General features: G+C 44.6%; 8 protein-coding genes. 4 read left to right on the top strand and 4 right to left on the bottom strand.

All coding sequences use genetic code 11. The features are described 5' to 3' along the window. Positions 1-324 precede the first annotated feature (324 nt). The gene (gene gltS / locus ACE1OE_RS09070; RefSeq protein ID WP_449210797.1) at positions 325-1,539 is read left to right on the top strand and encodes a sodium/glutamate symporter; all 1,215 of its coding nucleotides are present in this window, start codon (positions 325-327) and stop codon (positions 1,537-1,539) included. A 110-nt stretch (positions 1,540-1,649) separates the two neighbouring features. Here gltS and ACE1OE_RS09065 read toward each other — a convergent pair whose 3' ends face one another. The 3 genes from ACE1OE_RS09065 to ACE1OE_RS09055 form a co-directional block, all read right to left on the bottom strand. Beyond that, complete coding sequence (locus ACE1OE_RS09065) at positions 1,650-2,180, bottom strand: GNAT family N-acetyltransferase (RefSeq protein ID WP_449210796.1); 531 nt, start codon at positions 2,178-2,180, stop codon at positions 1,650-1,652. A gap of 27 nt (positions 2,181-2,207) precedes the next feature. Further along, entirely contained in the window at positions 2,208-3,116 is a 909-nt protein-coding gene (locus tag ACE1OE_RS09060) for a hypothetical protein (protein ID WP_372061524.1), read from the bottom strand. A 175-nt stretch (positions 3,117-3,291) separates the two neighbouring features. After that, on the bottom strand, positions 3,292-5,427 hold the full coding sequence (locus ACE1OE_RS09055) for a hypothetical protein (RefSeq protein ID WP_449210795.1): 2,136 nt from the start codon (positions 5,425-5,427) through the stop codon (positions 3,292-3,294). 284 nt (positions 5,428-5,711) lie between these two features. Here ACE1OE_RS09055 and ACE1OE_RS09050 point away from each other — a divergent pair, with 284 nt between their 5' ends. The 3 genes from ACE1OE_RS09050 to ACE1OE_RS09040 all read left to right on the top strand — a co-directional run bounded on the left by ACE1OE_RS09050 (position 5,712) and on the right by ACE1OE_RS09040 (position 10,762). Further along, complete coding sequence (locus ACE1OE_RS09050) at positions 5,712-7,109, top strand: FAD-dependent oxidoreductase (RefSeq protein ID WP_449210794.1); 1,398 nt, start codon at positions 5,712-5,714, stop codon at positions 7,107-7,109. A gap of 222 nt (positions 7,110-7,331) precedes the next feature. After that, positions 7,332-8,234 carry a LysR substrate-binding domain-containing protein gene (locus tag ACE1OE_RS09045; protein WP_449210793.1) on the top strand — a complete coding sequence of 301 codons (903 nt, stop codon included), beginning with the start codon at positions 7,332-7,334 and terminating at the stop codon, positions 8,232-8,234. A 167-nt stretch (positions 8,235-8,401) separates the two neighbouring features. After that, positions 8,402-10,762, top strand: coding sequence for a Lon protease family protein (locus ACE1OE_RS09040; RefSeq protein WP_449210792.1), 2,361 nt, complete (start codon positions 8,402-8,404; stop codon positions 10,760-10,762). A gap of 176 nt (positions 10,763-10,938) precedes the next feature. Here ACE1OE_RS09040 and ACE1OE_RS09035 read toward each other — a convergent pair whose 3' ends face one another. Further along, positions 10,939-11,583 (bottom strand): PilZ domain-containing protein, encoded by a 645-nt coding sequence (locus ACE1OE_RS09035; protein ID WP_102468146.1) that lies wholly within the window; start codon positions 11,581-11,583, stop codon positions 10,939-10,941. Positions 11,584-12,200 lie beyond the last annotated feature (617 nt).

Here is a 12,200-nt window from a genome sequence, read left to right as displayed (position 1 = left end):
TCTCGTTATCGAGCTTTTCATCATAGCTACACACCTATGAGTTCACTACTCCAAAGTCCCTTTTCTTCTACCAAATGGTCCTCCTATCCCTCAGTTTATCGCATTGCCAATACACTCAAGTGTCGTATTGGCAATGCGATGCTTGTTTTGTTGCCTGCTGTTAAAAAAGAAAAGTCTTTAAAAGAACAGCATGATTGGCGTGAAATGACCAAGACAGGCGTTCATCTTATGGATAGTTTGCGGTTTGCTTCTACACTAATGTTGACGAACTTAACAACTGCTCACATTTTATGTTCATAACTTATATCAGGAATTTTTTGTAATATGACAGAAACTCTCGTTCCTCCCCTGCTTTCTTTTACCATCGCGATCTCTTTGTTGTTTGTTGGTAAGGGATTGATTGAACGCTCTGAAATATTGAGAAAGTACTCGTTACCCGAACCTGTTATTGGTGGCTTTGTTTGTGCCGCGAGTGTTGCAGCACTTTACTATCTTTTTGACATTCAAATTACGTTTAGCCTCGACGTGAGAGATTTTTTACTGCTGTATTTTTTTGCTGGCATTGGGCTTCAAGCCGACTTCAAAACCTTGATAAATGGTGGGCGTCCGTTGTTCATTCTGCTCGCGCTTGCCGCCAGTTTTATTGTGTTGCAAAACGTGGTCGGAATGGCGGTTGCTTCTGGCTTTGGTTTGGATGCAAAAGCGGGATTATTATCGGGCTCGGTCAGTCTTATTGGTGGTGTAGGGACAACACTAGCGTGGGCGCCAACCTTTGTAGAAGAGTTTGGCATTACTAATGCGTTGGAGCTTGGCGTAGCCTCCAATACAGTGGGTTTAATTGCGGCGTGTGTCATCGGTGGACCGATTGCAAACTACCTGATCAGTAAACATAATATTAAGCCTTCTAATGAACAAGATGTGACGGTTGGTGCTTTCCAGGAACACGAAACACGAAGTGAGTTGAGTCATTATGGGGTGCTGTGGGCGTGGTTGATACTCAATGTGACCTTAATGCTGGGTTACAGCTTAAGTGAAGTGATCGAGTCTATGGGAGTGAAATTGCCGATGTTTGTCAGCTGTTTGCTCTCCGGTATATTCGTTGGAAACATTGGTCGAGCTTTGTTTAAAAAACGCAGGACGCAGGAGAAAATCGCGCAAGGTCGTAAAGGGTTAGCGATGATTTCTGATATTTGTTTAGGCATGTTTTTGACGATGGCGCTTATGGGTTTGCGTATTTGGGACTTAGACGGCTTATTCGGTTATATCTCTGTCATCATGACAATTCAAATCTTAATTTCTCTGTTGTTTACTGTGTTGGTTGTCTATTACGCTATGGGGAGAAATTACGATTCTGTTGTGGTGAGCTCCGGCTTTGGAGGCATTACGCTTGGCTCAACGGCCACTGCGATCGTCAATATGACCGCCGTTACTAATCGTTATGGCGCGAGTCCTCAAGCGTTCATTGTCGTGCCGCTTGTCTGTGGTTTTTTTGTCGATTTAATCAACGCACTTGTCATTAGCTTTTTTGTCGGCCTATAGGGTCTTCACCGCTGATGAGTACCGCCACGGTCGATTAATACCCCATGAATTGGTTAAAGTGCGACGTCCTCCGCGGTGCATTTTAGCCGCACAACACAATATCAGCCGTGCTAGAAAGTTAATCCAATTAATTCAACGCGTTGAGTTGGCCACTGGCGTGCATCAGGGCGCAAAGAACGAACCATTGCTGATAGGCTGGTTCCTGGAGTTAACCTTGATTTATCCATTAGAAATAAATTGGTAACACGGGTATAGCCACTTGATGAATACACCTCATCGCGGCCAAAAAGAACGGAATATTGCATCCCTTTTTTCTGCATAGCCTGATGGGAATGATCAAGCATGGTTTTGACATAACCACGTGATCGATAATCAGGATGCACACATACCTCTGCAACACCAGAAATAGCAATCGCTTCTTGGTTTACGAAGACACTCTTTTCGTGAACGGCGAGATGGGCAACAACACGGTTACCCTCCTCATCTTTGATGTACCAGCGGTGGGTGGGCATTTCGTTGAAATAACGTTGTGTTTTAAACCGTACATCACTTGGCTTAGTGAAACAAGTCCCTAGCAACGTGATAAGCTGCTTATCTAACGCCTCATCGACGTATTTATCTAGCACATAATAGACCGTCATCGCCTACATTCCTTCTGTCATTTAGGTCTAATTCTCAAGGCATTTTTCAGTGACCACATTGTGCGTCCCTTTGTCTGGTCCGCTTGCGATATTAAGGCGGCTTAACACGCTATAACAAGACGTATTGTTATTTTGTGTGACGGACTGAATCGTCACTTCACCATTATTACCCGATCGAGAGTTAGACCAGGTTGTCGTTCGTCCTTTTTTTGGGGCTTTCATCAGTTGTGTGAGCGCGACTTTGTGTTTTTCGCGGTCCTCATCGGTATAGCTTTGGTCTTGTTTAAGCCCTAAGGTTTCAGAAGAAACATCGGTGATTCTATCGACTAACTGGAAAGGAGAGTTAAGTATGCCGCCAATAACACCAGATACCGCCCCTTTACTGGCATCTCGCCCGGCTTGCTCAGCCTGAGACACTAATTCTTCAGCTTGAGTGATGATCACGGGTACTTCTTTTCTGAGCGCGGCACTTTCACCTAAAATATCTGGGATTTGTTGGTTTACTTTACCGATTTGTTGATTTGTTTGACGAACGGTTGTGTTCGTTTTGTCCACTTGTTTTAGGATACTCGGCAACGATTCATTCCATGACTGGCTTTGTGCCAAAATTGGTGGAATCGCCCCACGGACTTGTTCCACTTCTTTAATAATGATGGGCAGTTGCTGATTAATGTCATCAACACGGGTTAATACTTCAGGAATTAACCGCTGGTATTCGGCGCTTTGTGCCAAAATTGACGGCACAATGGCTTGAAGTTGATTGATTTGTTCCACGACAGGGGTGATACGTTGGGCGGTGGTATCGACTTGGGCAAGAAGAGCGGGTAGCTCAGTGCGAAGTTGTCTCGCTTCTTGGGTAAATGTGTATATCGAAGCTGCGAGTGCAACCAAGGCGATCGCAAACAGAATTCGAGATAATGCGGTGATTTTTTCCATGTCTTTCACATCCATTACAACGTCATAGTTTTACCAACATAACGGATGATTTTTGTTGAGTAAATCAATTATCTGCTGAGCTTGTGAAATGGTTCTAGTTCTTTACTTGGTTCGGTATAAAGTGCACTTATAACGCAACGCACTCTAACTGCAGAGTGCGGTGCGAGGTGTTATCTTATAGGCTTAGTTCAGCGCGTAATTCTTCCATTTGACGGCGGCGTTGCCAAAATGCTTCAGTCAGCTTGTCTACTTCTGACAGGTTCGGGTTTTCACCTAGGTAGTCGATATCAGACAGTCGATGAGATTGGGGTAACGCAAGGGAACTAGGTGTTTTAATTTTCTCTGTGACGGATAGCTCAGATGACCCTAGAGCGACGACGTCACCAGGAGAGAACGTGGTGTCGGTCCATATAACCAGTTCGTCGATAAGTGCAGCATGCCCATTATTGTGCGACTGTGCATGGTCATTATTGATTAACCACTGTAGGCCAGTGTGAATGGTGTTGTTTCTGTCGCCTGTTAAGTCGACACTTCCGTACTGCAGTTTTTCATCTGTGCCATAAACCCCCATTGTCATAACGCCGAACCCATCACCATTCGTCCATGGCGCGGTTTTATCGACACTCAGTACCAGTAAGTTCCATTGGATGTTGTCGGTGCTTGTGGTAGGAACATACGGGAGTTGCACAAAACAACAACTTCCTTCGCCGTCCATTCCAACTTGTAGTTTCAAGCTATCATTGAGCTGCGCTAAAATCATGCCGTCGGCAGAAGACGACCATTTTTTATTGGTTAAGATAGCAGGGTCATAGGATGTTCCATCGCCAGCAAACCACAAAGAAATCGTAAACTTATCCGTGTTTGTTATCGAATCATCAAATAGTAAGTCATTGTTGAAATTGCGAATATGATAAAGTGCCGTGTCAAATTTTCCTGTCACACTTGATAGGCTTGGATCGCCCGTTTTCTCTAAATTATGCCCGCCAGTGATGCTATTTTCCGTGAGGTCACCGTTGAAGCTATACAGAGCTTCAATTGATGAAAATGGAAGTTCATCAAAATCTGAGTCGTCGATAATAGTGATGCTGGTGGTGGTCGTTTTAGGAATGGTGTTATTCACTAAGGTGTAGGCAATTTGATGGTTACCAGGTTCAAGATGACTCGGTGTGTATTCAAAGGTATACAGTTCATCGGCCGTAAGATCATCGAGTAGTGCGATTTCTTCGCCCTTCACCAATATTTGAACGGGAAGATTATTGGATGGGGTAAACAGGATTTTTACGGTATTCGAGTCTTGCTCATATTCGGTAAACAGCCCTCTAACCCCGATGTTTCCGATAAGTGGTGTACCTTCAATCTCCCACTCCGGCAACATAGTGATATTGTGCCAGGTCATTAAGGTTGGCGCGACATCGGTTTGTGCTGGGTAACGGTAGATACCGTCTTTATCTCGATCGCCGACTTGTTGCAATGGGCGGGTAAACTGTTTGTTCAATTGCTCACTTTGGTTAGAAGCAATCCAGATTTTTTTTGCATCGATATCTTGTGAACCATGCGCACAGTCAACAGAACCATTATCTTTCTGGCGATTAAACCCATGATCGGGTGCCACCATAACGAGCCATTCTTCGTTGTAATCTGCCTCCCTTGCTTTGACCGCGTCAAGCATGTAGCCAAATACTTGGTCTGCTTCTTCAATCGTAGTGACATATTCGTCAGACCAAGCTCCGCCACTATTTCCGTAGTTACAATGCCCTGAGTAATCAACCATATCGATAGTGGTAAACAAAGAGTCATACTCTCCGGACGCGATCTTATCTGCGATTACTCGTGAGTTCTGGTGTTCCGCATCGCGATCAGTACCCGTACGAAACGCACTTTTTTTTGTAATGCTATCGAGATCGAAGCTAATGTAGTCAAATATTGGCCAATTTGGATAAAGTCCGATCATTAATTCAGGCTCATCTTCTTTGAGATGTTGCCAAACCGTTTGAAACCCATTCTCTCCAGACTTTTGGATAGTGTGCCAGCTTCCGGTCCACAGCGTTGATTCACCTTCGACGGTACTGGTGCCTGATTGCGAAAGTGAGCCTGAAATACCTCCCGTGTAAGCTTGCTGGATTTCTAATTGATCCATATTTGGTGTCGAAGCATTCAGAACCGCTTCGTATCTTGCGCCATCGATCATGACTAACAGTGACTTTCTGACCTTTGGTTCAGACACAGTCGTGTCATCTTTAGAAGAGGTATTACACCCCGACAGCGCAAGTAACGTAACCGCAACGCCAGCGATTTTAACATTGATACTCATTTTTTATCACTCCATGTTTTTGATTTATGGGGTCAATATTAAGAGGTGTCAATGGCGTCAATATGTCACAAGGTCGTTGATTTTCTTTACCAAACCTTTAATAAAACTAACTTGTGAATTGTCGATAGATACGAGTAAGGTCACGCGAGCGTGCATTGCTTTATGAACAATAGATGAAGTGAGCGCGATTTATTCTAACGCTAGCGTTAAGTTTTTCTCGCTGACGAAAAAGTAAAAATCCACTTAGTCTAACGGTCATCAATTAAAGACGGCAGAAAAGAATTATGTCAAAAGAATACAGTTATTGGTTACACGATGCGCTAGGCTCCGATCAGCAGCCTGTAGAAACGTTGGATGGTGATATTTCAGTGGATGTTGCCATCGTTGGTGGAGGGTTTACCGGCTTATGGAGTGCTATTCTCCTTAAGCAAAAACAGCCAGATTTGACGGTTGCCGTGTTGGAAAAAGGGCGCTGTGGCTCAGGCGCTTCCGGCTATAACGGTGGCTGCTTGCTGACATGGGCAACGAAATACCCGACATTAAAAAAGCTGTTCGGACAAACAGAAGCTCAATGGTTAGTGAAAGAATCAGAGGCCGTGATATCTGAAATTCGTGAATTTTGCGAAGAATATAAGGTCGACGCGGAACTGTTTACCAACGGCACGTATTACACCGCAACGAATCAGGCTCAGTCAGGCACAATGGGTCCTGTCGTCGCCGCACTTGAAGCCGAAAATGTAAATAGTTGGGCAAACGTTGCCCCCGAAAGTTTACCCTCAAGAACCGGCTCAAAAGTTCATAAGGAAGCATTTTACTCGCCGGCAGCCGGCAGTGTTCAGCCCGCAAAGCTTGCACGTGGTTTGATGCGTGTAGCAAAAGAACTGGGCGTGCAAGTCTATGAAAATACGCCGATGCTTAGCTTGGATGAAAGCCAACCCGCGGTAGTGACGACTGAGACGGGACGAGTGAAGGCAAAGAATGTGATTTTTGCCACTAATGCTTGGCTCATAGAACAATTTCCTGAGTTTAAGCGCTCTATCGTCGTCGTGTCATCGGATATGGTGCTGACTAAACCGGTTGAGGGAAAGTTAGCTGAATTTGGGCCAGAGAAAGGCGTGACCGTCGTGGATTCTCGCATATTCGTGCATTACTACCGTGATACGAAAGATGGTCGACTGATGCTAGGGAAAGGGGGAAACCGTTTTTCATTTGGTAATAAAGTGGATGGAATGTTCCATTCTACAAGCCGGTATTTAACGCAACTAGAAAGCAGTTTCTCATGGCTATTCCCTTATTTAAATAAATCGGACATTGCGCATAGTTGGACAGGAGGCTCCGATCGCTCGGTGACGGGGCTGCCATTTTTTGATCGGCTACGTGGCCATCCTCATATCTTTTATGGGTTGGGTTATTCGGGGAATGGTGTGGCACAAACTCGCATTGGTGCAAAAATTCTGTCGAGTATGGTACTTAAAGAAGACAATGCGTATACGCAATGTGGCTTAGCCAAAGGGCCGAGAGGGTATTTCCCGCCAGAGCCATTTCGTTGGTGCGGTGCCATGATGGTTCGAAACGCCGTCAGAAGAAAAGAAGCCGCGGAGCAACAAGAAATAACACCATTGCTCATTGACCGATGGCTGTCAAAGCTCGCGGGGGCGGCAGGAAAAGCCGACAAGCTGTAACGTCCGTATGGTCGTAAAGAAGATGTCGTCTATGCAGAAAATATAAAGCATGGAAAGCAGTACAACGATCTAAAACGAAAGATCGGTTTAAAGGCTGTGCTGCTTGTCCATTGGTTTCATTAGCGTGCATTCATTCGTTTTTAACATAGGTCCGTTATAGTCGAGGCCTAACCTCACCTTAAGCGATGATAATTATTGATGCTAGTGACCTCGCCCCAACCGATGACAAATCAACGTCGGATCCCCCCTTTTAAAGCGTTAAGGGCGTTTGAAGCGGCTGCTCGGCATGGCAGTTTTTCTGAAGCGGCTCATGAGCTCAATGTCACTCGGGCAGCGATCAGTCAGCAAATAAAACTTCTCGAAGCGTATCTAGGTGCACGCCTATTTGAGCGAATGGGGGCGCAATTGGTGTTGACGGAACAGGCGGTCCAGTATCTACCGCTACTGACCGACATCTTCAACAAGCTTTGTCTGGGTACTGATCACCTCTTTGGTAAAAAAACGCGACAAACGTTATCGATCCGTGTTGCACAAAGCTTTTGTCATACGTGGTTATTGCCTCGCGTGGCAGATTTTCACCGAAATCACCCTGATATCACCTTGCAATTTTATTCCACCACTAACTTGTACCCAAGCAATAACAACATGGTCGACGTTGAAATCATTAACGGTTACGGCAATTGGTCTGAGGTAACGTATGAGCCTCTGACACAAAGTGAAGAGTGGGTGGTTGTGGCGAGCCCTTCATTTATGAATCAATTTGATTTTACCCAACCGATTGAAGATATCGCAGCATTTCCAAAGCTCGCCACATTAGGGTATAGCGAAGGTTGGAGGGAGTGGTTTCAACTGCATGACAAGCCACTAACATTTGACGAGCCGATTATGTCGTTTGATAGCACCCAGTTATCGATGGAGGCTGCATTGCAAGGACTTGGCATGTTGCTGGCAAAGTCGGTGTTAGTGGAGGATGCGATTAAACAAGGAGACTTAATGATTGCGCATCCATTGGCAATGAAAAGCAATAGTCAGCATTATTTAATCACCAACCAGACGACATCGAATGAGAAGGGAATTGCTTGCTTTTGTCTCTGGTTGAAGCAATGCGGCATGCTGATTTCGTGACCATTTTGCTGACCACTTATCGGTCTTTTATTCATGGTTGAGCATGTATTTTGAGCTTGCAGCTGTTCAAAAAGTAATCACTTGAACTTAATTTAAGAGTAAGTCACTAAATCTTAAAAGTAATTCAGCTAAACTTAGATTATTAAAGGAATAATCAGGAGCGGGTTATGGCAATTCAGAGATTAGAATCTACATCGCTATACCATGCGGCAGAGCTTGAAAAGCTGCCTTGTAAGTCAACCAAAGAACTCTCTCCTATTGATGAAATCGTTGGTCAAGAGCGTGCACAGAAAGCCGTTGAGTTTGCGATGTCCATCAAAGAGAAAGGCTATAACATCTACGCCATTGGGCAGAATGGTCTTGGTAAGCGTACGATGATTTTGCGTTATCTTAGCCGTCATCAACATGACCGCGAGGCATTATTTGATTGGTGCTATGTGGCTAATTTTTCTGACACACGGATACCGCAAGTCCTAAAATTGCCCTGTGGGACGGGGTCTCGCCTTAAGCAAGATGTAGAGAAGCTGATTGCAAAGTTGGTGAAAGCGATCCCGATGGCGTTTGATAATGAACTGTATTACGGTCGTGCTGACAAGCTTAAGAATGACTTAGCGAGTGTTCAGCAAACTGAACTAGATAAACTGAGTGAGGAAGCAAAGGCAAAAGAGATCAGCCTGACGATTACTCCACATGGTGATTATCAGTTTGTTGCTTTGAACGGTGAAGATCTGCACACGGAAGAATCATTTGATGCCTTGCCAGAAGAAAAGCAAGCACAATTCGGTGTCAGTATCGATGAGTTAGAGATCAGTCTACGTGGAATGGCTCGTGAGTTAACCGCGCTCGAAGAAACCTACACTGACAATATTCAGAAATTAAATGATGAAGTGACATTGGGTGTGATAAGTCACTCCATTAAGAAGCTTAAAAAAGGCTATAACGGCTACACCGAAATAAAGCAATATTTGACTGAACTCCAAAAAGACATTTGCGAGAATGTGGATATCTTTTTGGAGGAAGGCAATGAGCAGGGCGAGATTGCAACCGCCTCGCTTGATAAGAATTTTCCTCGTCGTTATAAGGTCAATGTTTTGGTAAAACAAGCATGCGAAGACCTACCTATCATTGTGGAAGAAAATCCAAACTACCACTCTTTATTTGGTTATATAGAGACGGCGACCTACAAGGGAACCGTGTTTACCGACTTTTCTCTTATTCGAGCAGGAAGCTTGCATAAAGCCAATGGCGGTGTCCTGTTAATTGATGCGGTTAAGGTGTTAGAACAACCGTATGTTTGGGATGGCTTAAAACGAGCGTTGCGCTCTAGACAGCTCAGTTTTACCTCTTTAGAAAAAGAGGTCACATTGACGGGCGCTGTCTCTTTGGATCCGCAGCCGATTCCTCTTGATGTGAAAATCATTTTGTTCGGTGATTATCGAACCTATCAACTGCTTCAGCATTATGATCCGGAGTTCGGAGAGCTGTTTAAAGTCACGGCAGATTTTGAAGATGAAATGACGCGTAGCCCGGACTCTGAACTGCAATACGCCCGTTTTATTTCCAGTATCATTCATGACAACAATATGCTGCATTGTGACCGTAAAGCGATCGCTCGCATCATCGAGCACAGCTCGCGTTTATCAGGCGATCAACAGAAGCTGTCGTTGCATTCAGCGAACATCGCGAATTTGCTTAGGGAATCTAATTACGTCGCGCGCAACGCGAAATCCAACTTGATTCGAGTTGGCCACGTCGAGAAAGCACTGCAATATCAACAAATGCGAGTCAATCGTCTACAAGACAGTGTCATGGAGGGGTTCACTAACGGCACAACCCTTATTCATACACAGGGAGAAGCGATCGGACAAGTCAACGCACTGTCTGTATTGAGTACCAGTGACCATATGTTTGGCGCGCCAAACCGTATCACCGCCACCACCTCTTATGGTGAAGGTGAGGTGATTGATATCGAACGTAGCGTCGACCTAGGTGGCAGTATTCACTCTAAAGGCGTGATGATCCTAACCGCCTACCTTTCATCTGTATTTGGTAAGACAGCGAAAGTCCCACTCACCACTACGATTACCTTTGAGCAGTCTTATGGTGGTGTTGATGGTGACAGTGCCAGTATGGCGGAATTTTGCGCCGTTGTTTCAGCCTTTTCTGGGCAACCGAACCGTCAAGATATAGCCATTACTGGTTCAATGAACCAGTTTGGTGAATCTCAACCGATTGGAGGAGTGAACGAGAAAATTGAAGGTTTCTTTGATGTGTGTACCATCAAAGGGCGCAACTCAGAGCAGGGCGTCGTGATTCCTCGTTCTAATGTACATAACCTAATGTTGCGTTCAGATATCGTCAAAGCGGTGGAAAAAGGTGAGTTTCATGTCTGGGGAATCGATCATGTGACGGAAGCGGTTGAGCTCTTTACTGGTAAACCCGCGGGGACAGCCTCTTTAGAGGGGAGTTACCCCATCGATACGGTATTCGGCATTGCTCAAGCTCGGCTGAATGCGTTGAGAAAGTAATAGGAGTCGGTGAACCTTGTTAGAAATGCCAAGCCTCGTGCTTGGCATTTTTGTGAGTTTAAGCTTAATTCGCATACCTTAACTTTTATTATACTGATAAAGCTTGATACTGATAAAGCTCAATATTGGTAAGGTCTTATATGACGGGTTTTGCTTTTATACGGTGAGTCAAAATGTTAAGCGCGAAGCTTAAATTTCGTGCCGTCAAATTTTAGAAGAGAAAGCAATTCTTTTGCATTCGCCTCGCCAAATTCATCAAATCGGATACCGTAACCATTGTAATGATTAGACTTTTGCACATTGCAAATTGGGCCAGATATAGGAGGAAAGGCTCGACCTTTCATTGCATCCGATTGGACCCGTAATGTCACCGGTTCACCGATGGTGAGGTGCTTACTTAGTGCGGGTAAAATGAATCGGCAGCCGCTTTTGGACATATCCCGAATCTCGCAACGAACGCGTCTGTCACCGAATTCTAACACCGCGTCTAAGTTAACCTCGTAGCGTGCTTCTTTGCGTAGGTTTGTGACAGTCATAGACTGAGGGATACTCAGTACTAACAGTGGGACGGGCTCTTCCATTAGATGAAGCAGTTGCGAACGAAACTGGATGATACCGCCTTCACCTCGCTGTGAAATTGCACGGACAACCAACCAAAAACCTTCTTGATAAAAATCTTTGAGTTCCGACTCGGAGATTTGGGGCAACTCCAACAAAATACGATGGTCAGAGTGAGCACCAATAAATTGCGAGCTGCAGCGAAATGATGTACCGACTGGTGTTGTGATTGTTAAGGTGACATCACTGCCATGTTCAATCATTGCCAGAGCATCAGTGCTGTTTAGGGTTTGTGTTGTGCGTTGAGGTGCTTGGGGTCTGTTTTTAGGGTTATGTGTTTGCGTCACTGCTATGAACCATTCCGACGTTTTCAATTGGACTCAGTTAATCACCAACAAAGGTGGAGGGGACTACGGAGTCTCTAATTTTAATAAGTACTTATCGGTACTTTCTTTTTTATCAAGTGTAAGAATATGCTGTCCAACATGCAATAGGGTGAATCGTTTAATCGTCAAAACATTGACGAAATTATCAATTTTATGGCACTCCAAAGTCATACCGCCTGTGATGCTTGGTATGACGGCCATCAAAGCCGCTACACGATGATGAATAGCGCCAGATCCACTCGATGGTTTGGCACCCTAAGTTCAACCCAATTTATTTGTCAATTTTGGGAGGCGCATGAACTGCAAAAATGACGTGCGTGTGCTGGTGTTGAACTTGATATTCCGGTATGTAGATTAGCAGTATATTGGTTGACTTAAATTGGAGTAATAGGAAGCGGTTTTGAATAAAATACAACTTGATTGATATTTAAGTATTTGATTTGGTTTGTTATTTTTACGATCGTCAATATTCATCAAGAAGAAAAGACCTCCGT

The sequence above is a fragment of the Vibrio sp. E150_011 genome (assembly GCF_053544015.1).
This window is presented reverse-complemented; position numbering and strand designations above follow the sequence as displayed.

What these genes read in the sequence shown, in the direction of transcription:
- gltS (WP_449210797.1), top strand. Translation starts at nt 325, where the DNA reads ATGACAGAAACTCTCGTTCCTCCCCTGCTTTCTTTTACCATCGCGATC.
- ACE1OE_RS09065 (WP_449210796.1), bottom strand. Translation starts at nt 2,180, where the DNA reads ATGACGGTCTATTATGTGCTAGATAAATACGTCGATGAGGCGTTAGAT.
- ACE1OE_RS09060 (WP_372061524.1), bottom strand. Translation starts at nt 3,116, where the DNA reads ATGGAAAAAATCACCGCATTATCTCGAATTCTGTTTGCGATCGCCTTG.
- ACE1OE_RS09055 (WP_449210795.1), bottom strand. Translation starts at nt 5,427, where the DNA reads ATGAGTATCAATGTTAAAATCGCTGGCGTTGCGGTTACGTTACTTGCG.
- ACE1OE_RS09050 (WP_449210794.1), top strand. Translation starts at nt 5,712, where the DNA reads ATGTCAAAAGAATACAGTTATTGGTTACACGATGCGCTAGGCTCCGAT.
- ACE1OE_RS09045 (WP_449210793.1), top strand. Translation starts at nt 7,332, where the DNA reads ATGACAAATCAACGTCGGATCCCCCCTTTTAAAGCGTTAAGGGCGTTT.
- ACE1OE_RS09040 (WP_449210792.1), top strand. Translation starts at nt 8,402, where the DNA reads ATGGCAATTCAGAGATTAGAATCTACATCGCTATACCATGCGGCAGAG.
- ACE1OE_RS09035 (WP_102468146.1), bottom strand. Translation starts at nt 11,583, where the DNA reads ATGATTGAACATGGCAGTGATGTCACCTTAACAATCACAACACCAGTC.